Source organism: Telluria sp. RB2R28, from assembly GCF_059685835.1.
Genome location: NZ_JCASIK010000001.1, coordinates 957,877 through 980,843, shown reverse-complemented (window position 1 = coordinate 980,843; position 22,967 = coordinate 957,877). Strand labels below are relative to the sequence as shown.

The following is a 22,967-nucleotide window of genomic DNA, read 5'->3' as shown; positions in this document are numbered from 1 at the left end:
GTTCTGACGATCGACCAGCAAGTGCTGTTCGACTCGGCGCGCGACCATGGCGATCTGTTCATGCCGTTGGTCATGGAGCCGCTTGCGATCGCACTCGCGCCCGCCGGGCCGACACGTGTGCGCCTGGAGTCACTGCTCGAACAGTTGCTGGCGGAAGCGGCCTTCCCGCAGCAGGGCCATGAGCTGATCCAGGAGTGGATGGCGCGCTCTGCGCTGCTGCTGCTGGTACGGGCCCAGGCCGAGCGCCGCCTGGCCGACCAGTCCGGTCGCGGCGACTTCGCGCTGTACACCCGTTTTCGTGAAGAGGTCGAACTGCATTACAAGGAACAATGGCCAGTCGGTCAGTACGCAGCGCTGTTGCGGTTGACGCCGACCCGGCTCAACCGGCTGTGCCTGAGAATCGCGGGACGCTCCGCTTTCGACATCGCGCAGGATCCGGCCTACTTCAGCCGCCTGTTCAAGAAGCGCTTCGGGGTATCGCCCAGGGAGTACCGGCTCGCACCGCGCCAGGGCAGTACCGTGCTCGTCGGGACAGAATGACCTGCAGAAGTTCGTTGCCAGTGGCAGGCATGGCGCAGGTACATCCCCATCGCGGCGCCAGCTCAGCGCACCGTCTTCAATCTCGCTGAACTGGTAGAATGCCTGGTTCGCGGCGCCACATGCTGCTTCCATGTCCGATGCGCACGCGCCGTACATGGCTTCACGCCCACTCATCCACAGCGATGAACAAAATCACGGGATACGACCCGCATCCGGGTAGCAAGGCGCCGGTTTCCGTCTGCCGGCGGCCAGCTTGACCCGCCTGCGCCAATGCGTCGGCCACGACGCCATTCTGATTGGATCGACATGACATTTCCACCGAACGCGCTGATCCTGCGCGTGCTTGCGCCCCTCTTCTGCACTGCGCTGACCGCCTGCGACGTAGCCACCCCCGCCACCGGCGCACACGGCGCCGTGTCCAATACAGCGCCGGCACCCGGTGGCAACCTGCCGCTGCAAGGGGCAGCCGGCAACATCGAAGCGTCGGTGCATGTCGCCACGGTAGCGCACTCGAGCGCGGCGCGAACATCTGCGGCCACGAGCGGGGGGCAGGCGCCCTTCGGCAGTTATCTGCGCCCTTACGCGGCAACGTCCTTGTGGAATGCACGTCCGGTCAATCCGACGTTTGGCACGTTCGTGATTCCCCGATCGAGTTACTTCCCCACCGTGGCGTCGGGCGCTTATTCGACCGGGGTGTTCCTGGCGTCGGCGACGGACAAGCCCATGACCATCGTCGGGCCTGGCTCCACCGGCGCACACACGGTGGGGGTGGCCGACCCTGACAATGGCGGCAACCGCGTCATCACGCTTCCCCGCTGGCCTGCGGGCGTGTTGCCGGCCTCGGGCACGGATGGCCATGCCGACATCGTCGACCCGGTAACGCAGACCATCCATTCGTTCTGGCAGTTGAAGCAGAAGGATGGCCGCTGGACGGCAGCGCTGTATTCGTGGAGCAAGCTGTCCGGCAACGGATGGGGCGATCCAGCGCACTACTACCAGGGCGCCCGTGCCGTGGGCATTCCGGCGTCCGCTGGCCTGATTCGCAAGCATGAAATAAAGGATGGTCTTGCCGCCTACCCGCATGCGCTCGCGATGTCACTGACGAAGAATGGCCTGGCCAATGGTGTCACCAGCCCAGCCTATGTCTTTCCCGCCACATCGGCCGACAATACGGCAGCGGCCAATACCGGCGCCATTCCCCAAGGCGCGCTGATCATGTTGCCGCGCAATTTCGACAGCAGCGAAATCACCAACCCCGACCTGAAGAAGATCGTCGAGACGCTCAAGTTGTACGGCGCCTATGTGGTCGATTACAACACCGGCACGCCGTTCGTGATCTATGTTGAAAACGACGCCGGCTTCAACCTGATGCCCACAGGCTGGGACGGCAGGGTCGCCAGCCAGCTCGACGAGATTCGCGCCAGCCTGCGCCAGGTGACGGCAGTCCAGGGTTGGATCGATGGCAACGGCAACACGGCAAACGCGGCGGTCAAGGCGCAGCAGAACATGAACATCCTGTCGATGCGGGGTCCATGGTCGCGCCAGTCGGGCGCCGGCACGGCAGCCTACGACTCGGCCGGACAGCGTCTCGTGTTCGAACCGGCGAGCGGCAAGAGCGTGTATGTCAATGCAAGTAACGCGGGCCTGACCCGCGTTACCTGGGCAAAACCACCGGAAGGCGCCCACGTCGAACTAGCGGTCAGCGCAACAGGCGGCGCCACGTTGCGCCTGCAGGTCAGCAGCAATGGCGTCGTGACCGAAGAAACCAAAGACCTGCAGAACGGGCAATCAAAACGGTTCATATGGCCTGCCGACGCGAAGTTGACGCTGACGGCGACCAGTGGTGCCAGCGGCGCATCGTCCGTCAAGGCATCGCTGGTCAAGCTGCCTTGAGATCAATTGCAATTACAACCATAAGCCCGGCGCGATGGTCCGGGCGACCATACGCAGTTTCTCTTTTGCCCTGTAACTGGCACTGCGATAATTCGCATTGGAATACCCGGAATACCCGTCGATAATCGGCTGCACACGAAAACGCGGGATGATCTGCTTGTTCCGCTTTTCCAATTCCTCTTTCATGGTTTGAAAAAATTTCTTTTCAAGCACAAATGATTTGGAAAACTCGCCGCGGAAATACCGGTCGTAGGCATCGCGCCGGAATGCAAAGGTGCGCAATTCCATCCACAGGTTGCCACCCAACGACTCGCCAATGAGTGGCACGTCCCTGAGGTCACAATACACCTCGTAGTCTGCTGGCGCCGAGCAGATCAATTGCTTGATATTTAAAATTTTCAAGCGCCCGGTTACCTTCCAGATGTGATCGTCCGACTGGATCAATTCACTGGCCAGCAGGCCTTCATCGAACATTCTGAATTCGCCATAGCCCTTGCCTCTGGACGGCGGATAATCCGAGCTGACGCTGAGGAATTCCACGTTCTTGTACGACTTGCGCTGCAAGGCGTTTTTCAGCGGGGTCAGGTCGGTGTCGGAGTTCTCCAGAAAAACGATCCGGTCGACGACCTCGGGCGCGACTGCCTCGTAGTGCCGGAGCGCTTCGATATAGTCGTTCATGCGGATGGCCGGATCCATCCGCGTCGAGCCGGGCATATCCTTTGATGGCGTGATGGTTGCCGACATCAGGATCACATTCGGTCTCGGTGGGTTCGTCATCGTTTCCTCGCGCTCTGGCTGGCCTCGATCATGAAGTCTTCTTGCAATTTCCATATCCTACCGCTTTGACCCCAGCTCAGCCAACACAAATTCTGGCGCGCCTACCCCAGCAAGCCGGTCTGGCCATTTGATTCGGCCAGTATTTAAACAGTGATGCTCGTCAATACGATTGCCGCTGTGTAATAACGGGGAAATTTCTGACGGCAGGCTGAAGTTTCCCAATCTCAGTTTATGAGAAACACAAGTGTCTTGAGTGCGTCCTTTCAATTCGATCACATCATCCGGTAATACTTTTTTAATGCCCATAGCAAGACGGGCAATCTTCTGTTGCAAATCCCCAATAGTTTCCTATAAAAATCTTTTTTGCCGTGTGGAATTGCTTTCCCTAACGTAATATTGGCGTCATCTAACAGGCTGAGAGCGAAGAGCCTGATACCGCATCCGATACTCCCTGATATTGAAGATACCCATATGACACTATTTTCACGTACGGTGACCGTCAAGGTCGTCTCCACGCTACTGTGCACGTCGCTGGCTGCATGCGGCGGTGGCGGCGCTGACACTGATTCTGCTACTGCGGCAATGACTGTATCGAACATCGCCCCGCCAGTCGCTGCCGCGACGGCGCCTGCTGTCAACAACGGCGACTCTGCCAAAGACACGCCTGAGAATGTCGTGCCAACGGACAGCGCCAGTCAACCCGTGTTCCAGTCGATTGGTTCGGCCTCCACTGCGCCCGTCCCATCCACGGTGAGCCCGTCTGTACCTTCCTCGACGACCCCATCCATCGTACCTTCGGCGCAGGTCCCTTCGGCGCAAACGACGCCTGCGCCGGTCACGCCGACGACCGGTGCCAGTCAACCCGCTTCCCAATCGGCAGGGTCGGTCGTCCCCGCGCCCGCCGCATCCACGGCGCGCCCGAATGTACCATCCTCGACGACCCCATCCGTCGTACCGTCAACGCAGGCGCCCTCGGCACAAACGCCCTCTTCCACTACGCCCGATGGCGTATTTGGCACCTATCTGCGTCCTTATGCAGCAGATTCCCTGTGGAACTCGCGCCCACTCAACCCGGTCTTTGGTACATTCGAGATTCCGAAGTCCAGCTATTTCCCGACCGTCGCCTCCGGCGCGTATTCCACTGGCGTCTTCCTCGCTTCCGCGACCGATGCACCGATGACCATCGTCGGCCCGGGTTCGACTGCCACCAGCACCGTCGGCGTCGCTGACCCCGACAGCGGGACCAATCGCGTCATCACATTGCCTCGCTGGCCTGCGGCCGTGTTGCCGGCTTCCGGTACCGACGGCCACGCGGATATCGTCGATCCGATCACGAATATCGTCCATTCATTCTGGCAGCTGAAGCAGCAGAACGGTCGCTGGACTGCGTCGATGTACTCCTGGAGCAAGCTGGGCGGGACTGGCTGGGGCGATCCTTCGCACTACTACCAGGGCGCACGCGCGGTGGGCATTCCTGCTTCAGCCGGCCTGATTCGCAAGCATGAAATCAAGGATGGTCTTGCCGCCTATCCTCACGCGCTTGCCATGTCGTTGACCTTCAATGGCCTGGCCAACGGCGTCAGCAACCCAGCCTATATATTCCCGGCAACGGCGGCCGACAACTCGGCAGCCGCCAACACCGGCGCCATTCCGCAAGGCTCGCTGTTAATGCTGCCGCCGAATTTCGACAGCAGCGCGATCGTCAACCCGGATTTGCGGAAGATCGTCGAGACGCTCAAGTTGTACGGCGCCTACGTCGTTGACCGGAACACGGGTACGCCGTTCGTGATTTATGTCGAAAACGATGCCGGCTTCAATCTGATGCCAAAAGGCTGGGACAACTCGGTTGCCGACCAGCTCGACAAAATCCGCGCCGCCCTGCGTCAGGTGACATCGGCACAAGCCTGGGTCGACGGCAACGGCGACATGGTGGCTGCAAGAAACACACCGCAGCAAAACACGAACATCGTGTCGATGCGCGGCGGTTGGTATCGGCAGTCCGGCACGGGCACAGCCGCCTACGACCCGGTTACGCGGAATTTCTCATTTGATGCGACGACGACCAAGACGGTCTACGTGAATGCCAATAACACGGGTTTGACGCCAGTCAAGTGGGCCACGCCGCAAGCGGGCACGTATGTCAACTTCACGGTGCGCGCCACCGGCGGCGCCCGGTTGCGCATGCAAGTGAAATCGGGCAACTCGTTCACGCACGACACGTGGGACCTGGTCGACGGAAAATCGGTCCGCATCCTGTGGCCAGCCAACGCGTCGATCGTGCTGATTGCATCCAGCGGGACGGCTGGCCCATCGTCTGTCAACGCGACGCTCGTTCCGTCAACCTGACTTTTTTTGCTGTATCAGTGTCAAGCCGCGCCGTGTGCGCGGCTTTTTTTCGGGCGCAGTCAACGTTAAATAGAGACCAGCTTTGAACTGAAGAGCACTTCAGCACTTCAACGGTCCAACTCCTGTCCCCAGCGTCAGGAGTCAATCATGAAAGCGCCACGTTTCAAGGGTTGGTTCGCAAAACTGCCTTCGCTGAACCAGCCCCAGCGCCGGCAAGTTCTCGATGCCCTGCATCCTGCAGCCGGGCTGGCTCAGGTGGTTGCGCTCATCACTGAGGTCAGAGAACCAGGCCGCTGCTGTCCCCGATGCGGCAACGACCACTGCTACCGGCACGGGTTCGCCAACGACTTGCAGCGCTACCGCTGCTGCGCTTGCGGCCGCACCTTTAATGACCTGACGAACACGCCGCTGGCGCGGCTCAGGCACAAGGCCAAATGGCTCGCCTATTCGCAGGTGCTGCTCGATTCACTGCCCGTGCGCAAGGCAGCAGATCGGGTCGGGGTACACCGCAACACGGCCTTTCGTTGGCGCCACCGCTTCCTGCATTGGGTCAAGCTCGACCGGCCTGCGGCGCTCAATGGCATCGTCGAAGCTGACGAAACATTTCTGCTCGAGTCACAAAAGGGTTCGCGCACGCTCGATCGGCCACCGCGCCGCCGCGGCGGTCATGCTGCCAAACGGGGCATTTCCAGTGAACTTGACTGCATCCTGGTCGCGCGCGACCGCGAGGGGCGCACGGTCGACGCCGTTACTGGCCGCGGTGCACTCACGGCTGCGCAACTCGACCGTGACTTGCTGCCCAGGCTCGATCGGCAGGCGTTGCTGGTCAGTGACAGCAACGCCGCCTACCGCGCCTTTGCACGCAAGCACAGGATCGCGCACGAGACGGTCAATCTGCGCGCCGGGGTGCGTGCGAGGCGGCTGGGCAACCTTGCCATCCATGTGCAGAACGTGAATGCCTACCACCAGCGTTTCAAGACCTGGCTGCAGGGCTTTCGTGGCGTGGCGTCGCGCTACCTGCCCAATTACCTGGGCTGGCGCTGGGCGCTGGATGGAGAGCGGGTTACGTCTCCAGAACAATTGCTTCGTATCGCTATCAGCGTCATCAACAGATAACGCTGACTGCGCCTTTTTCGCAGATGCGCCTCATCGATCGATACGCCAGCCGATGCCCCCTCGATCGCACTAGCCTGGCCAGTACAGCGCGACACGTGTGTTCGTTACCATTCATACATCTGAAATTTCGCTTATGATATTGCTACTGATCAAAATAGCGGTAAATAGCGCATTCAGCCGTATGGCTGTCAGTGCTGCCGCGCCGGTGGGGTTGCCTTTGCAAGCCACCGTGTCCAGCCTGACAGGCCCCGGCCATCCATTTTTAGGAAAACATTCCCTTGATTCAAGCGTTTTCGATCGCCCTGCTGATGTTGCTGTGCATCATTTTGGTGCCAGTCATGGTCCTGCTGGCTCAGGCACTGCTGGCCTGGCGCCCTGTGCGCAGTGCAGCACCGGTGCCCGGCCCGCGTCCGAGCATTGCAATCCTGATACCTGCCCATAATGAAGAGGGCGGCTTGCTTGCCACCCTGTCGAGCCTGCAGCCCCAGCTGAGCGCCAACGACCGTATTCTCGTCGTTGCTGACAACTGCTCCGACCGCACTGCCGAGGTGGCCCGTCAGGCCGGGGCCCAGGTCATCGAGCGCAGCCACGCGCAACTGCGCGGCAAGGGCTATGCACTGGACTTCGGCGTGAACGCCCTGGCTGCCGCGCCGCCGGACGTCGTCGTGATTGTCGACGCCGACTGCATCGTTGGCGAAGGCGCCATTGCGCGCCTGGCAACGCTGGCCGCCCACCATCGCCGGCCAGTCCAGGCGCTGTACCTGATGCACGCGCCGGCCGGAAGCGGACCGTTGAAAAAAATCGCTGAATTTGCCTGGCTCGTGAAAAACAAGGTGCGACCGCTGGGCTGGTTCCGGCTGGGCTGGCCATGCCAGTTGATGGGCACCGGGATGGCTTTTCCGTGGCAAACGATCCGCAGTGCCAACCTCGCGACCGGCCACATCGTGGAAGACATGAAGCTCGGCCTGGACCTGGCGCTGGCCGGCCCCCCCCCACTGTTCTGTCCGCACGCGCTGGTGTACAGCCATTTCCCGAGCAGCGCCGAAGGCGTGCAAAGCCAGCGTACGCGCTGGGAGCACGGCCATCTAAGCGTCATCGCCAGCGCCGCCCCGGCTGCGCTGTTTGGCGCCATCCGCCGCCGCCGTGCCAGCCTGTTCGCGTTTGGCCTCGACCTGTGCGTGCCGCCGCTGGCGCTGCTGGTGCTGCTGGTCTGCGCGATCACGGGCTTGAGCTTGCTGCTTGCCCTGGCCGGCGGCCCGGTTGCGCCGCTGCTGCTGGGCGTGCTGGCAGGCGCCGCGCTTGGCGTGGCGATCCTGCTGTCGTGGTGGCGTCATGGCCGCGCGGTGCTGAGCGGCAAGGAGCTGGCACTGGCTGTGGTCTACGTCCTGGCGAAAATACCGTTGTATTTCCGCTTTCTGTTCCGTCGTCAAGTCGCATGGGTGAGGTCAAAACGTGACAGTGAATAATCTTCTGCTGACCCCGCATGAGCGTGCGCCTGTCGTCACCGACTTCACGCGCCCCGTGTATTGCGTACTGGGCCTGCCATTCGACGCGCTGGACATGGGGCAAACCGTTGACTTGCTGCTGGCGCGCGCCGGCAGTGGCGAGCGCTGCTTCTTCTCCACGCCCAATCTGAATTTTTTGATCACCAGCCAGCAGGATCCGGCGTTCCGCGACTCGGTGCTGCGCTCGTCGCTGTCGCTTGCCGACGGCATGCCGGTCGTGTGGCTGGCGAAGTTGCTGGGGTTGCCGTTCACGGCCCGCGTTGCGGGGGCAACGGTCTTCGAACGCCTGCGTGACCAGCGCGCGATGCCGCTCAGTGTGTTTTTCTTCGGCGGACCGGATGGCGTCGCGCAGCAGGCAGCCGATGTGCTCAATGCCGGCGAAGGCCGCATGCGGTGCGTGGGCGCGTACTCGCCAGGCTTCGGGACGATCGGCGACATGAGCACGCCCGCCATCATCGAGCGCATCAACGCCAGCCATGCCGACCTGCTCGTCGTGTCGCTTGGCGCCAAGCGCGGCCAGGCGTGGATCGAACACAATCTGGCCGCGCTGGATACGCCGCTGGTCAGCCATCTGGGCGCCGTGGTCAACTTTGTCGCAGGCACGGTCAGCCGCGCCCCTTCCCTCGTGGGCCGGCTGGGCCTCGAGTGGTTGTGGCGCATCAAGGAAGAGCCGGCACTCTGGCGGCGCTACTGGGGCGATGGCATGGCGCTCGTGCGCCTGCTCGCCACCCGCGCGTTGCCCGCGGCACTGGACGCGCGGCGTCTGCGCGCAGCCAGCGCTGCCCCCGTCCTGCAAGAGAGCGACGATGGCCAGCTGTACACACTGACTCTCGGCGGCGCCTGGCGTGATGGTGCGCTTGGCGAACTGCGGGCTGCGCTCGCGCGCGCCACGGCGCAACCACGCCGGATGCATGTCGTGCTGCGCGACGATTGCAGCCTCGACAGCGCTGCGCTTGGCCTGCTGCTGCTGCTGTACGGGCATCAGAGCAGAACGGGCATGGCCCTGAGCGTGGACGCTGCCAGCGCTTCGCTGCGCCGCACGATGCGCCTGCAGAATGTCGATTTCCTGCTCCGTGGCCTCCCTGGCCACGTTGCCTGATACCGGCAACCCTTGTTTTTCACTTGATTGGATCGTGCAGCATGGATTGGCTCGTATTGTCGCCGTTCGTTAAGACTACCTGGCCTGGCTGGTTGATGCCGTTCATCGACGCGCGCCTGCACCGCACCCGGCAGGTGCCGGCCGATTACGATCACGACCGTTCGCGCGCCGTGTCGTCGCGCCGCGAGTGGTTCGATTACCTGCGCCACGGCTGGCGGGGTTTCAGGCAAACGTTCGGCAAGCACCCGACCGGCATCGTCACGGCATTCCCGCAGCTGGCCGTCATCGTCGCACTGCTCAAGACGCTCAGTGGCCGCAAGAACGTGCCGCTGATTGCGTGGTGCTTCAACCTGGCCCAGCCTTACGGCGGGATCAAGGGCAAGCTGGCGCGCTTCTGCCTGCCTGCGGTCGACCTGTTCGTCGTGCATTCCCGGGCCGAGATCGACATCTACAGCACCTGGCTGCGGCTGCCACGCGAGCGCTTCGTCTTCGTGCCGCTCAGCGCCGAATTGCCGGATACCGACATCTGGACAGACGAGCTTGACGACCCGTATATCGTTGCGCTGGGTACTGCCAACCGCGATTACGCGCTGCTTGCCGACGCGGCCGGGCAGCTGGGCTACAAGACCATCATCGTCGCCGGGACGCACGCCACCGCCCATATCCAGGCACCACCCTGCGTGAGCTTTCGCTCCAACCTGACGCTGGCGCAGTGCCACCAGCTGGCGCTGCACTCGCGCGTGAACGTCATTCCGATCGCGGACGTGAATGCGCCCTCCGGCCAGGTCACGGTCATCGAATCGATGATGCGCGGCGTGCCCATGGTGGCGACTGCCTGCGCCGGGACGGATGATTATGTCGTCGACGGCGTCGATGGTTTATTGGTCGCACCAAACGACGTCCCGGCCATGGTGAAGGCGCTGCGCACGGTCTGGGAAGATGCCGCACTGCGCGGTGCACTGTCGCGCAACGCGCGCCAGGCGTCGCTCGACAAGTTCACCTTCCCGGCGGCTGCGGCGCGCCTGACGGAATTGATGACGCAGCTGGCCAATCGCCAGCCACGCCGCGATTGACCTGATGCTGGCAGTTGAAACACGTGTCGGCGCCGGCGTCTGGACAAACACTTCATCGTGGTTTACACGGAGACCGAATTGATCGCTTATTTATTACTGGCGCATGGCAACCCCGCACACCTGCAACGGTTGATCGCGCGCCTGCGCTCGGACGGAACGGCGTTCTTTATCCATGTGGACAAGAAAGCCGACCAGGGTGCATTTGGTCACCTGCGGGCAAACGACGTCACGCTGTTGCCGGCACCAGTTGCCGTGCACTGGGGCGACTTTTCTCAGGTGGAAGCGATTCTGCTCCTGATGAAAACGGCACTCGCGGCAGGCCCTTTCACACGCTTCGTGCTGCTCAGCGGCGTTGATTATCCGTTGTGGCCAACGGCGTCCATCAGCGCCTTCTTTGCCGGCCAGCCGGACGCCGAATACATCAATCTCGTGCCGATGCCCTGCGCAGCCGCCGGCAAACCACTGGCGCGCTTGACGACGTACACGCTGCGCCCGACCTTGTCGCCCCTGCACCGCTTGACCCTGCGCGTGTTGCTCAAAGCCCGCATCATCCCGCGCGAGCGCGATTACCAGCGGGGTTTGGGCGCATTGAAACCCTATGGCGGCTCGACCTGGTGGGCACTCACGCGGGCGGCGTGCGAATACCTCGTTGACTACGCCGGGCGCAATCCGGCACTGGTCCGGTTTTTCAAGGGCACCCAGTATGCGGACGAGACGTTCCTGCATACGATCCTGGGAAATTCACCGTTGATGTCAAACGTCAGGCGCAACCTGACCTATACGGATTGGAGCGCAGGCGGCGCCAGCCCGGCCAATATGTCGGCACGGCACGTGGATTACTTCCGGACCACGACGCAATTTAGCCCCGGCGATGTCTACGGCAGTGGGCCGATGGTGTTCGCCCGCAAATTCAGCGACGGTGACGACACGCTGTTGCAGGCAATGGATGCGCAGCTGGCGCATGGCGATCGCGTCCTGCGCCAGTGATGGTTCGATGGTCGCCGATGACCGAATAAATGAAGATTGCAATGGATGGCTGCGCCTGGAGGCAGCAGACCGGATCAGGAGAAGATTTGTTGAACACGAAGCACGCAATGGTTAACCGCGGCAAAAAATACGGACTCCCTGTCTTTGCGATGGGTGATGCCATCCCAAAACTGATCCACCAATGCTTTTTTGGTGCGCGGACCTTCACTGAAGAGCTGGCGAACAACGTCGACTACATCAAGGGTCTCAACCCTGACTGGACGCACACCCGGTATGACGAGCCCATGATGAAGCAATTCATTCTGGATCACTATGGCGCGAAGATCCTGCGCTATTACGAGCGGATCAATCCAGACTACGGTGCAGCGCGCGCTGACCTGTTTCGCTATCTGCTGCTGTATAAATTGGGCGGCGCCTATCTGGACATCAAGAGCACGATGACGCGCCCATTCGACGACTTCATTACGCCGTCGGATCGCTATCTGCTGGGGCAATGGGACGATCCGGACAACCTGGACCGCCTGGGCTGGGGCATCCACCGCGAGCTCGCGCATATCGACCGCGGCGAATACCAGCAATGGCACATCATCTGCGTGCCGGGCCACCCATTCCTGCGCGCCGTGATCCTGTCCGTGCTGGCCAATATCGATCGCTATCTGCCATGGCGTAACGACACCGGCGCACACGGTACGTTCAGGCTGACCGGGCCGGTCGCCTATACACTGGCCATTCATCCTTTGACTGCTTCTCAGCCATACAGACTCATCGACAGCCGCGAGAGTGGCCTCGTGTATTCGATCCTGACCCAGCGCAGCCACGCCAAGCTGTTCACGTCCCATTATTACCGGCTGACGGAATCCATCGTCAAGCTCAGTACATTCTGGATCGTCGTCGGCAAGCTGCGCGATTTCCGGGCGCAAACGAAAGCGCTGATCAAGCGCCGGCTGAAAAAATTGATCGGTCGACCGACTTAGCACGCTGCGCTGCGCAGCGATGCATGTTAACGGATCGAATTGGCCAACGACATCTTGAACTTGCCGGCCCTGATCTTCTTCAACGCGAATTTGGCATGTTTTGAACGCAGCATGACGCCCAGATCGCTGAGCGTCAGCCGTATCTGGTCGTAACCTGCCAGCGAATAGAGCAAGCCGGCCCGGTCGCACGGCTGGCAATGCTTTTCATAAAACAGGTGGGCAGCGCGGACGATTTTCTCGGATGACTTCTTGGTGATCCGCTCGAACTCGTGCGAAATATCCATGATGTAGGTGTTGGCCTGGATGCTGTACGCCGGGCCACCCGTCTTGATCAGCCGCACCCACATATCCCAGTCCTGCCACGCGGGCATCGCCGGATCGAAGGAGCCGGCGTCCTTCATGCGCTGCGGTGTCGTAAACACCTGATTGCCAACGGCGTTCGACTGGACGATCTCTTCGGCCGAGACCGATGCTTGCGTATCCCACAAGGCCACGCTGTCGCCATCGTTGATGATGCGCCGGTCGAACAGGCATGAGAAGCGCACGCCGCTTTCCTGCTGGCGGCGCCAGGCTGCCAGAAAGGTCGCCAGCCGGTGCGGAAGAAAAATATCATCGTCGTCCAGACCGGTGATGAACTCTCCGCGCGCCACCTGAATGGCCTGATTGCGCGCCGCGCAGGCCCCCACCGACGTGTCATTGTGAATCAGCGTGATCGCGATGTTTTCGTCCAGCCCGTTCACATAGTCGCACGTGCCATCCGTCGAACCGTCGGACACGATAATGAGTTCGATCGGCCGGTGCGTCTGCGACAAGACGGAATTGACAGCGCGCTTCAACAGATCGAGGCGGTTCTTGGTGGGTATATAAACGGTAATCAGGTTTTCCATATGAACGTCGTCGATCTCGATAAGGTGTAACAGCGCGGGACTCGCAACATGCCGGGCACGATCACCCGGCTTTCATGCCAATCATTTGTTTGCAGCTCTGTACCACTGCTTTCGAAAACAGCATGATCAATGCCCCGTAGATCACGACGCCTGTTACGGTGACCGCGATCAAAATCGTCTGTGGCGCATGACCGCCGTTCGACAGCACGTTGAACAGCGGATAAATCACCGCGACCATCACCATCGAATACATCACCGGTTGCCAGATCACGCGCAGCAAGCTGGCCAGGCTGGTGTGCAATTCACGCGTCGCGTAATAGAAATGCGGCAGGCCATTGAGGATATTGGCGACCAGATAGCAAGCCGCAACGCCCTCGATACCCCAGTTGACACCGATGAAAAAGCTGCCGACCTGCAGGACGGAGCCCAGCAAGCCCAGCCGCATCATCAGATCGGTGCGTCCGGTCGACATGAAGACGGAACCCGTCGTGGAAATCAGCGATTGCAGAAAGCCGACGGGCGCCAGCCAGGCAAGAACGATCGGGACCTGCGCCCACTGCTTGCCAAGTGCGATGGCAACGAACGGCTCGCGCAGTACCCACAGACCCGCCATCATGGGGGCGGTCAGGGTGGCGATCATCGCCAGGGCGCGGAAATACAGCCCCGCCATCTTGTCGCGCTCGGCTTGCTGCCGGCTCATCACCGGGAACAAGGCCCGGCCCGCGACATAGCTCATGCTTTGCAACGGGAACATCATGACTTTATAGGCCTGGCCATAAATACCCAGCTGCACCGAACCCAGCACGCGGCCGATCACCATGCTGTCGGCATTACGCGCGAAAAAGTTGATGAAGTTAAAACCGGTCAGATTGCCGCTGAAGCCCCACAAGGACCGCAGTTCAGGCGCGCTCCAGATTTTCTTCGGCCGCCATGGGCTCGCCAGCCACAGTTGCGTGGACGAAAGCGCTGCCGAGACCAGTGAATTCCACACCAGGCTATACACACCGTAACCCAGATAGGCCAGCGTGATCGCGACCGTAAGGCCGACGACCGATGACACGATCTCGATGCGCGCCAGCGTCTTGAAGCCGGACCGGCGTTCCACCAGCGACTGGTGGACGGCACTGGCGCTGGTGATGGGGAACACGATCGACAACAGGCACAGGACCGGTGCAAGCCGGTCGATACGGAAATACGCCGCCAGGAATGGCGATGCGAGGACCAGGGCCAGCGTCAGGAACAAGCCCATCGCCATGTTCAGCCAGAACACGGTGCTCGTGGTTTGCTCGGTCAGGTTTTCCTTTTGCACGACGGCGGCGCCGGTGCCCATATCGCGCAGCAGAAAGGCGAAATTGGTGGCGACAGTGGCCATCGCCAGCAAACCATATTCGGAAGGCGGCAGCAGCCTCGAGAGAATGGTCAGCGAAATGAGCTGCAAGATGATTCTTGAAGCCTGCGACAGCGTCAGCCAGCGCGCATTGGACATTGCAGACATTACGTTGTTTTTCTTTCTGTATCAAAACCGTAGGCACCGATCATCGCCCGGATCTGGTTATCGTTCATCATCGCTCCCAGATTGTCTTTCCATAGCGCGACCTCCTGGGTACCTTCCCAGGTATGGAATTCCTGTTGGTGGGATACGCGCCTGAAGGTGGCGCCGTTGGCACGCGCCATCCACCAGAACCAGATATCGTCACCACGCGGGCAATGGGCCGTGAAGGCATCGACATTCAGTACTTCGGGCCCGAAGACATTCGGCGGATACAGGACGCCCCCGATCCCGGTCGGGAAATTCAATCGGCTCGATTCGCGATTGGCTGTCTCGAATTCCCATTCGTTGTAGGCGACAGGCAGCCCGTCAGCGCCCAGCTTCACGCGGTGCATCCGGTGGCAGATCACCTCAAGCCTGGCCGGATCGCGCGCCCCCATCAGTTGCTCCAGCCACTCCGGCCAGTAATGGACGTCGTCGTCGGCAATCACGATCGGCGCGTTGCAGCCCTGCTGCAGTAACGGGATCATTTTCTTGTACGACTTCAGGTCGTCGCAAGGGATGATTTCCAGTCCAGCGGCGCGCAGCTTCGTCACCGCGGGTGGCAGCGCGGCCATGTCGCCGCGTGCGATCCACAAAATGGTGCGGTCGGCCACATGGGACTGCGAAAGCAACGATTTCAGTGTCAGGTGCAGCGTGCCGAACCGTGGCGGATACGACGTCAGCGAGACGATCACGCCGCTGCCGGAACGCTGGCGGCGCGCATACCAGCGCCCGCGGATCAGCCAGTCCAGTTCGCGTTTGGTGTGCAGCGCCAGCATGTTCAAACGCCAGCGCAGCTTGATGTAGATATCTCTAGTCCAGCTCATCATGAATCGTGCTTTCGGAGTGCCAAAAAATTGCGGTCATGGCCAGTTACGACCTTGCCTCGTGTGATGCCCGCGGTACTGCCGTTGGCACGTCTGCAATCGGCGTCAATGGTGTCACCGCCCAGGGCAGCGATGGCGCGCCGTCACCAGCGGCGCCATCGTGCCGGGCGTGTGGGCGTCAAGCCCCGGTCTGGCGCATCAGCTGCGCCAGTTTCGCCGCTTCGGTGTCGACGGCGTGGCGCGCCAGCACGCGCTGATGACCGGCCTCGCCCATCGCCTCCAGCTGTGCCGGCGGCGCCGCCAGGCACGCTTCCAGTGCAGCAGCCAGCGCAGCCACGTCGCCCGCCGGGAACAGCCAGCCTGTCTCGCCGTGCCGCACCAGTTCGGGAATGCCGGCGATGTAGGTGGTCAGGACCGGGCGGCGCAGCGCCATCGCTTCCATCACGACAACCGGCAACCCCTCGGCAAAGCTCGGCAAAACCATGGCGCGCGCTGACAGCATTTCTTCACGCACCTGGTCGCCGTTGATCCAGCCGCTGATGCTGATATGGTTGCCCAGATTGTTGGCGGCAATCAGCGCCTCGATCTCGCCACGCATTTCGCCGTCACCGGCCAGCACCAGATGGATCGGGATCCCTTTGGCCACTACGGCCTGGACCGCGCGCACCAGCAGCATCTGGCCCTTCTGTTCGCACAGGCGGCCCACGCACACCAGCCGCGGCGCAGCCGGGCTCGGGCGCGGCGGCACTGCATGAAAGCCCGGGTCGATGCCGCAGTGAACGACCTGCACCTTGGCCCAATCGGCGTAAGCGGCCCAGCGGAACAGCTGGCTGCGCCCGAACGAGCTGACGGCGACGACAAACGCCGAACGGCGGATCTTCTCGCCCAGCCACAAGAGTTCAGGCTTGTCGAATTCTTCGGGCCCGTGCACGGTGAAGCTGTAGGCCGGCCCGCCAAGCATGCTCGCCAGCATCGCCACTTCGGTGGAATTGGTGCCGAAGTGCGCGTGCAGATGACGCGCGCCGTGCGCCGCCATCCACGGCACGATCCGGCAGGCTTCCGCCAGGTAGATCAGGTGCAGCGGCAACGGGCGATCGGCCCGCAAGCCGATCTTGCAGGCCAGCGCCAGCGCCCTGGCAAACCGCACCGGCCGCTTGACGGCCATGCGCAGCACGTCCATGGCCATTGCCAGCGCGCCATCCTGGAGCACATAGCGCGTCACGGCGCGCTCACGGATGTCCTCCTCGTCGCGTAATTCGTCTTTCCAGCCACGCATGGCCAGGCGCTGCACCTTGTAGCCCTGGCGCTCGAGCGCCAGGATTTCGCGCCGGATGAAACTGTGGCTGATTTTGGGGTACTGGTTCACCAGGTACGCGATGTTCATACTTTTCCTTCATGATTGCCCGGCAGGCCAGACAGACCGGCCCCGTGGCGTGCTGCGCCGGCCCTGACCGTGCGCGCCTTGCTGCCTGGATGCAGATTCACCAGCGCGCACGCGCCGCCGACGATGAACCAGAGATACCAGTTGAACACCAGGTAGCGGAACATATTGTCCGAGAACGACACGATCAGATACTGGATCACGATGGCGAGCATCAGGAACCCGGACACGGGATCGACGCGGGCCAGTGTGCGCAGCGTGCCCAGCACGCGCGCGTATAGCCACAGGTAGCACAGCAGGCCAACGGCGCCCATCTCGAAGAAGAACTGCACATAGACATTGTGGGCATCCCAGCGGATCGTGCGGTCCATCGGGAAGAACGTCCCCACGTGGTACCCAAAGCCGTCCAGTCCATAGCCGAGGAGCATGCGCTTCGTTTCCATCCAGCCGATGGCCGATTCCCACAGCATCACGCGCCATGCGAACGAGTTGAGCTGGGCGTTGCGCACCACTTCGTTGCCCTGCCCCAGGTCCATCAGGCGTTCGTTCACCGACGGCACGAACAGCAGCAACGGCAGCAGCAGCAGGTACAGCAGGTAGCTGCGCTTGAAGATCAGCGCATACAGCACGAACACGAGGAAGGATGCGAGCCAGGCGCTGCGGGTCTGCGTCAGCAGCAGTTGCACCATCAGCATCGGCATATACAGGCACACGGCGACGCGCCCACGCGGCGTGATGTTGTACAGCGGGCTCTTGAGCATGTACAGCCCGAGCACCAGCACCAGCGTCAGGTAGAAGGCCAGCACGTTCGGATGCGAGAACGTCGACTGCAGGCGAAAGTCCCCGCCGCGCATATGCAGCGCGATATCGACGACGGCATACAGCGTGGGCAGCAGCGACGAATACATCACCAGGCGGATGGCCTTGTTGAAGTCCTCGTTCGAGCGGACCATGTAAATCGCAATCATGAAGATCGCGAAATTCGACAGGATGCCCAAATACATTTTCAGCGCATTCGTCTTTTCGTACGACAGCACCAGGCCCACGCTCATCATCAGGACAAACGGCAACCAGAAACGCGCCAGCCGGCCAGGAAACGCCTTCGGCTTTTCCATCACCATCATGCACGCGATGATGATCACGAACAGGTTGATCAGGCCGCCAATACCCATGCGCACGCTGCCGATACCAAACTGCGTCGATTCCAGCACCATGTCGCCGACCGACCGGAACAGCAGGATCAGCATCACCAGTTTTTTATAGTCGTAGATCAGCAGCACACCCAGCAACAGCAAGGCGGGCAGCGCCGCCAGGCGGCCGAACTGATACCCCATGCTGTCACCAAACATGGGAATCACGGCGCCGACGGACAGGCTCAAAACGACCAGGGCCATGATGGTCCAGGTCGGAACGCCGAAGGGTTCCCTCAGCCAGTTAAGCAGTTGCACTGATCTCTTTACCATTCCCTGCTGCCACTAGACCAGTTCAGGCGCGACGCTGATGCGGCGCTTGCCGGGATACCGGCGCACGAGCCAGCCACGCACTGCGTGCCACTCACCCGTTTCGGTGATATCGCCGGAACGGAAGCGGTTGTAGCGCCACAGCAGAGACGCCCAGTTGCGGGTCGAAATCGCCTTACGATAGCGCAGCTCGCGTTCGATCTCGGGCGATGCGCCAAACACCTTGCGCACGCTGCGCGCCATGGTCTCGAATTCCGCGTCGAAATTGCTCTTGCCACCGACGTCCATCAGGATGCCGCCGTGGTTGCAGAACGGCGCCGGATCGAACCATGGCAAGTTGTGCATCGTGCAGAACGAGCGCGTCAGCGAGCGCGAAATCGCCAGCGAGACTTCCATCTGTTCGGTGAAACTGGTGATGCTGACGTTCTTGCCGTGCCAGCGGTACTTCAGCAGTTTCTGCGGCAGATTGGTCACCTTGCCCAGGATCGCGAGCTGGCCGAAGAGGAAATAGTCTTCCGCCAGCGACGGCACATCGATGCGCTGGTCTTCGGGCAGGACTTTCAGAATGTCGATGCCGTAGCGCACACCCATCTTCTGGACCGGGTCGAACCGCAATGCCGAGGCCGGATGCGACACCGGATTCCGGAACAGGCTGGCCGCGCCGATGCGGGCGGTGCCGACCGGCAGGAGCAAATCGTCGAGCTTGTTACCGGCAGCGTCGATGACGTCGGCCTGGCCACTGACGACGATGCATTCCGGCTGCGCCTCGAACGCGGCCAGCGTCAGCGCCATGCGGTCCGGCAGGCAAATATCATCGGCGTCATGCCGCATGATGAATTCGCAGTCGGCAATGTCGATGCCGCAATTCAACAGGCCGGACAAGCCCTTCGCCTGCGGGAACGAATGCACCTCGATACGCGGGTCGCGCGCATGATAGGCCTGGGCCATTTCAACGCTGCCATCGGTCGAACCGTGATCGAGCACCAGCAGGCGCCAGTCGGTGTAGGTCTGCGCGATGACGCTGTCGATCGCTTCCGCCAGGTAGTCCTTGCCGTTTTTCACTGGCAGTAAAATATCAATTCGGGCCATTCTTTACCTCAGTTAAAGCTGATTTTTTAGAGCTGATTTTTTAGAGCTGATTCTTGTTCGCCACGCATGGGCAGTTGACGCCCTGCCGCCAGCGCATCGATCGCGTCGAGCACGGGCGCAGACGCCGCAGAAAACTTGCGCGCAAACAGCACCTCGCGCCGTTCGCCAGGGCTGTTCTTGAATTCCGATGCCTGGATCAGCGGCCCCGCAAACTGGGGCAGATAAGCCGCATCGAGCATGTCAGGACCGGTCTTGCCGGGCGACCAGCGGGTGAACGTCAGGCTGTGGCTGATGCTGGCTCTGAACGGCGAATTCCACAGGATGTACTGGAAATAGAATTCATCGGGACAATCGACCAGCTTGCAGAACCGGTACACCTGCGGCGCGCTCGCCGTCACGTCCAGCACATACTTCACGGCGTCGCCGCTCAGGCTCCACCACTGCGATCCCGTGACCAGCTCGCCGGTCAATACCTTGCGATAGTCGCGCAGCGGCAGCACCCTGTTCAGGAAGTGCTGCAGCGGCCAGCGAAAGCGGCCAAGCGGCTTGCTCTTGCGGATCGACACGCGCGCGATGCGCTCGAGCGTCTTGCCATATCTGGTGTCAGGCAGTGCAAACGCCTCGATGAACTCGGTGCCGCGATGGCGCTCAAAATACGCCTCGATATCCGCGGGCGTGTAGAGCGGATAGCAGGCGCCGCTCAGCAAGACGTAGCGGTCGAAGCCACCGGGTTCGGCTGCTGCGCACCGCATCAATTCCAGCGTTGCCTTGACCAGGGAAATATCGCCCCAGGCGCCATTGATGCGGCGCTTGCAAAACGTGACCGCCGGGGCCAGTGCAGCAAATGCGGCCAGGTCCGACTTCGCGTCGATGTGCACGAAGAATGCGGCACCGGGCGCGGCCAGGCGCGCGACCAGCCGCTGCAGATGCGCTGGCTGGTCGTGCGCGAGGATCAGGTACGCAATTCGCACAGTCAACCCTGCACCATGCCCAGGAAGGCGCAGCGCAACAGGGGCAACGTCGGCACTCGAGGGCGCACGCGGCGGGTAGTCAGGCGGGGCATCAGGCGGGGCATCGTCATCATCGGTCAGTACTCGTTGAGCACGGTTCCCACCAGATGCACACGCGCATCGGTCAACAGATCGACGAGGTCGCGCATCTTCTTGTAGTGACTATGGTTCTTGTGCGCCACCATCACGGCGGCGCCGGCGCGGCTGGCGACCACCTGGGCATCGGCATACTCGGCCCCGGCCGGCGTGTCGATCAGGATCACGTCGTAATCGGCGCCCAGTTCGCGCAGCAGGCGGCCAAATGCCGGTGAACCCAGCAGTTCGGACGGGTTCGGCGGCAGCGCGCCGGCCGTCAACACCGACAGGTCGACCAGCGCCGGTACGCGCTGGATCGCCTCGTGTCCGCTGCGGCCGGCCAGCACGGCCGACAGGCCGGCGCGGTTTTCCAGCCCGAACAGTGCGTGCTGACGCGGCGCGCGCAGGTCGGCATCGATCAGCAGGGTGCGCTGGTGCTGCTGCGAGAACACCACGGCCAGGTTGGCGGCCAGGAAGCTGCGGCCATCGCCCGATTCGGCACTGGTGATCGCCAGTGCGCGGCGCTCGTCACCCGTTTCGAACCAGCGCCACAGCAACTGGTTGCGCAGCGCGCGCAGCGATTCGACGCGCGCGGTGAACGGTTCGTAGGCGGCAACCACCTCGTCGCTGATGGCGCTCTGGCCGGCCAGCAGGTACGGATAATCGTACTGGCGCGACAAGGCGAGCTCGATGTCGGCAACGGTCAAGAGACCCATTTCGACAGCGGCGTCGCCAAAGCGCAGATTGCGTTCGATCGAAGCACGCATCACCTTGTCGGCGTCGGCCACCGACAGCCGCCCGTTGCGGATCAGGATGGCGCCAATCGAATCGTGCGACTGGTGGCTGGCGGCGCGCTCGCCACGTGCGGAATGGCCCGTCACTGCGACGGCCGGGGTAGTGGAATTCATCGTTGACGCTCCATGCTGGTCATTGTGCTGATGCGCCATTACGTTGGCAGCGTCATGTTGCCCGTGCCCTTGGCGCCAGGCGGCTTCGAAAACGGCTTCTTGCCCTTGGAGGACACGCGCGGTTGCTGGATCACGCCCAGCATCGGCAGGCCGAACGCGTCGACCAGATGCGAAGCCGAACGGATCCGCTGGTCCAGCAATTCAAGCACCAGCACAGCGCCCAGACCCAGGATCGTCCCGGCAATGATTGCCAGCACGATATTGAGCGAGACGCGCGGACCGGATGGCTGCAGGGGTGGCGTGGCAGCGCTCAGCACCGCGATGTCGGCCTGCTTGGACTCGCCTTCCAGGCTGATCGTGTTCAGGCGCTGGCTGGCCGATTCATAGGCGCGGCGGGCGTTTTCCGCTTCGTTGGTCAGCAGGTTGAATTCGTCACGGGCACCGTTCAGGGATTGCACGCGGTCCTTTTGCGCTGCCAGGGCCGCGCGCAGTTCGCCTTCGCGGCGCTCGCTGATGTCGGCCGAGGCCACCACGCTGCTGGACGAATTGCGCTTCTGCTGTTCCAGGTTCGAGCGCAGCTTGGCCACTTCGGACGCGGCCGCCTTGTACTGCGGGTGGTTGGACGCCAGGCGCTGCGAGATGTCGGCGAACTTGGCTTCAGCCAGCGACAGGCTCGTTTGCAGGGTCTGCACCACCGGGTTGTTCATCACGTCGGGCGAGCTGCTGGAGTTGCCCTGGGCCTGGCTGCGGCGCGAGGCAGCGTCCATGCTCTGGCTTTGCACGACCACCAGCTGGCTCGACAACTCGTTCAGGCGTGCGGTCTCGACATCCAGGCGGTTGTCCGCGCTGTAGATGTTGTTGTCCTTCTGGTACTTCGACAGGCGCGATTGCGCCAGCTCGTAGCGGTTGCGCAGGGTCTTGATCTGGTCCGTGATATAGCTGCTGGCGCGCTGCACCGGGTCGGTCTTGAGCTGGACACTGACGTCCAGATAGGCATTGGCGAACGCATTGGCCGCCTTCGACACGAACTGCGGGTCGGTGCCACGGAAGTTAATCGTCAGCACGCTGCTTTCGCGTGCCGGCACCACGTCCACATTGCCGCGCAGCGAATCGGCCAGCCACTCGCGCAGCGTGCCGCCATTGCCGCCGGTGGCATTCTGGAAGCGCGTCTGCGCGTCTGGCGCATTGGCCAGCCCCAGATCGTCGACGACCTTCAGCGCCACGCTCTTGCTCTTGATGATATCGACCTGGGTCGCAATGTAGCCAGGCATCAGCTGCGCGGGTGCGCTCAGGCCGGTGACCGGATCGACGCCCTTGTAATTGACGACCATCGCCACGGTGGCTTCATACTTCTTGGGCTGCATCATGCTGAAGATGACGGCGGCGAGCACGGTCACGCCGAGCGCGAGCAGCACGATCTTGTAGCGCGCGCGCAGGGCGAGTAACAACAGGCTTGGGTTCATGGTTGGCTTTCAATAAGGTGCAATGG

20 protein-coding genes are annotated in these 22,967 nt (G+C 62.0%); 9 read left to right on the top strand and 11 right to left on the bottom strand.

Annotated elements, in window-relative coordinates; all coding sequences use genetic code 11:
* The first annotated feature begins 21 nt into the window (after window positions 1–21).
* On the top strand, window positions 22–540 hold the full coding sequence (locus AC56LV_RS04405; RefSeq protein ID WP_499556214.1) for an AraC family transcriptional regulator: 519 nt from the start codon (window positions 22–24) through the stop codon (window positions 538–540).
* A 306-nt stretch (window positions 541–846) separates the two neighbouring features.
* Window positions 847–2,433 (top strand): Atrophin-1 multi-domain protein, encoded by a 1,587-nt coding sequence (locus AC56LV_RS04400; protein ID WP_499556213.1) that lies wholly within the window; start codon window positions 847–849, stop codon window positions 2,431–2,433.
* A gap of 12 nt (window positions 2,434–2,445) precedes the next feature.
* On the opposite strand, the gene AC56LV_RS04395 is transcribed toward AC56LV_RS04400, so the two are convergent.
* Together AC56LV_RS04395 and AC56LV_RS04390 are read right to left on the bottom strand one after the other, a co-directional pair.
* Entirely contained in the window at window positions 2,446–3,210 is a 765-nt protein-coding gene (locus AC56LV_RS04395) for a hypothetical protein (RefSeq protein WP_499556212.1), read from the bottom strand.
* A 57-nt stretch (window positions 3,211–3,267) separates the two neighbouring features.
* Window positions 3,268–3,543: a hypothetical protein gene (locus AC56LV_RS04390; RefSeq protein WP_499556211.1), complete on the bottom strand. Its 276-nt coding sequence runs from the start codon at window positions 3,541–3,543 to the stop codon at window positions 3,268–3,270.
* Between the two features lie 159 nt (window positions 3,544–3,702).
* Between AC56LV_RS04390 and AC56LV_RS04385 the strand changes: the two genes are divergently transcribed.
* The 7 genes from AC56LV_RS04385 (at window position 3,703) to AC56LV_RS04355 (ending at window position 12,310) form a co-directional block, all read left to right on the top strand.
* Window positions 3,703–5,556, top strand: a complete 1,854-nt coding sequence (locus tag AC56LV_RS04385) for an Atrophin-1 multi-domain protein (protein WP_499556210.1) — start codon at window positions 3,703–3,705, stop codon at window positions 5,554–5,556.
* Between the two features lie 147 nt (window positions 5,557–5,703).
* A complete protein-coding gene (locus AC56LV_RS04380) occupies window positions 5,704–6,672 on the top strand; it encodes an IS1595 family transposase (RefSeq protein WP_499556209.1) in 969 nt (322 codons plus the stop codon).
* Window positions 6,673–6,950: 278 nt separating this feature from the next.
* Complete coding sequence (locus AC56LV_RS04375; protein ID WP_499556208.1) at window positions 6,951–8,138, top strand: glycosyltransferase family 2 protein; 1,188 nt, start codon at window positions 6,951–6,953, stop codon at window positions 8,136–8,138.
* Complete coding sequence (locus AC56LV_RS04370; protein ID WP_499556207.1) at window positions 8,131–9,276, top strand: WecB/TagA/CpsF family glycosyltransferase; 1,146 nt, start codon at window positions 8,131–8,133, stop codon at window positions 9,274–9,276. The genes AC56LV_RS04375 and AC56LV_RS04370 overlap by 8 nt, the downstream gene beginning before the upstream one ends.
* Window positions 9,277–9,317: 41 nt before the next feature.
* Window positions 9,318–10,349, top strand: coding sequence for a glycosyltransferase (locus tag AC56LV_RS04365; RefSeq protein ID WP_499556206.1), 1,032 nt, complete (start codon window positions 9,318–9,320; stop codon window positions 10,347–10,349).
* A 78-nt stretch (window positions 10,350–10,427) separates the two neighbouring features.
* Window positions 10,428–11,336: a beta-1,6-N-acetylglucosaminyltransferase gene (locus tag AC56LV_RS04360; RefSeq protein WP_499556205.1), complete on the top strand. Its 909-nt coding sequence runs from the start codon at window positions 10,428–10,430 to the stop codon at window positions 11,334–11,336.
* A 29-nt stretch (window positions 11,337–11,365) separates the two neighbouring features.
* Window positions 11,366–12,310 carry a glycosyltransferase family 32 protein gene (locus AC56LV_RS04355; protein ID WP_499556204.1) on the top strand — a complete coding sequence of 315 codons (945 nt, stop codon included), beginning with the start codon at window positions 11,366–11,368 and terminating at the stop codon, window positions 12,308–12,310.
* 26 nt (window positions 12,311–12,336) lie between these two features.
* Here the strand turns inward: AC56LV_RS04355 and AC56LV_RS04350 are convergent, their stop codons facing one another.
* From AC56LV_RS04350 to epsF, 9 genes are all read right to left on the bottom strand, one after another.
* Entirely contained in the window at window positions 12,337–13,197 is an 861-nt protein-coding gene (locus AC56LV_RS04350) for a glycosyltransferase (RefSeq protein WP_499556203.1), read from the bottom strand.
* Between the two features lie 61 nt (window positions 13,198–13,258).
* Window positions 13,259–14,692 (bottom strand): MOP flippase family protein, encoded by a 1,434-nt coding sequence (locus AC56LV_RS04345; protein ID WP_499556202.1) that lies wholly within the window; start codon window positions 14,690–14,692, stop codon window positions 13,259–13,261.
* Window positions 14,692–15,507: a hypothetical protein gene (locus AC56LV_RS04340; protein WP_499556201.1), complete on the bottom strand. Its 816-nt coding sequence runs from the start codon at window positions 15,505–15,507 to the stop codon at window positions 14,692–14,694. The genes AC56LV_RS04345 and AC56LV_RS04340 overlap by 1 nt, the downstream gene beginning before the upstream one ends.
* A 226-nt stretch (window positions 15,508–15,733) precedes the next feature.
* Window positions 15,734–16,939, bottom strand: a complete 1,206-nt coding sequence (locus tag AC56LV_RS04335) for a glycosyltransferase family 4 protein (protein ID WP_499556200.1) — start codon at window positions 16,937–16,939, stop codon at window positions 15,734–15,736.
* Window positions 16,936–18,330: an O-antigen ligase family protein gene (locus tag AC56LV_RS04330; protein WP_499556199.1), complete on the bottom strand. Its 1,395-nt coding sequence runs from the start codon at window positions 18,328–18,330 to the stop codon at window positions 16,936–16,938. The genes AC56LV_RS04335 and AC56LV_RS04330 overlap by 4 nt, the downstream gene beginning before the upstream one ends.
* Before the next feature lie 81 nt (window positions 18,331–18,411).
* Complete coding sequence (locus tag AC56LV_RS04325; protein ID WP_499556198.1) at window positions 18,412–19,485, bottom strand: glycosyltransferase family 2 protein; 1,074 nt, start codon at window positions 19,483–19,485, stop codon at window positions 18,412–18,414.
* A 26-nt stretch (window positions 19,486–19,511) separates the two neighbouring features.
* A complete protein-coding gene (locus tag AC56LV_RS04320) occupies window positions 19,512–20,456 on the bottom strand; it encodes a beta-1,6-N-acetylglucosaminyltransferase (RefSeq protein ID WP_499556778.1) in 945 nt (314 codons plus the stop codon).
* A gap of 116 nt (window positions 20,457–20,572) precedes the next feature.
* Window positions 20,573–21,478 (bottom strand): chain length determinant protein tyrosine kinase EpsG, encoded by a 906-nt coding sequence (gene epsG, locus AC56LV_RS04315; protein WP_499556197.1) that lies wholly within the window; start codon window positions 21,476–21,478, stop codon window positions 20,573–20,575.
* 38 nt (window positions 21,479–21,516) lie between these two features.
* Window positions 21,517–22,941 (bottom strand): chain length determinant protein EpsF, encoded by a 1,425-nt coding sequence (gene epsF, locus AC56LV_RS04310; protein WP_499556196.1) that lies wholly within the window; start codon window positions 22,939–22,941, stop codon window positions 21,517–21,519.
* Between the last annotated feature and the right edge of the window lie 26 nt (window positions 22,942–22,967).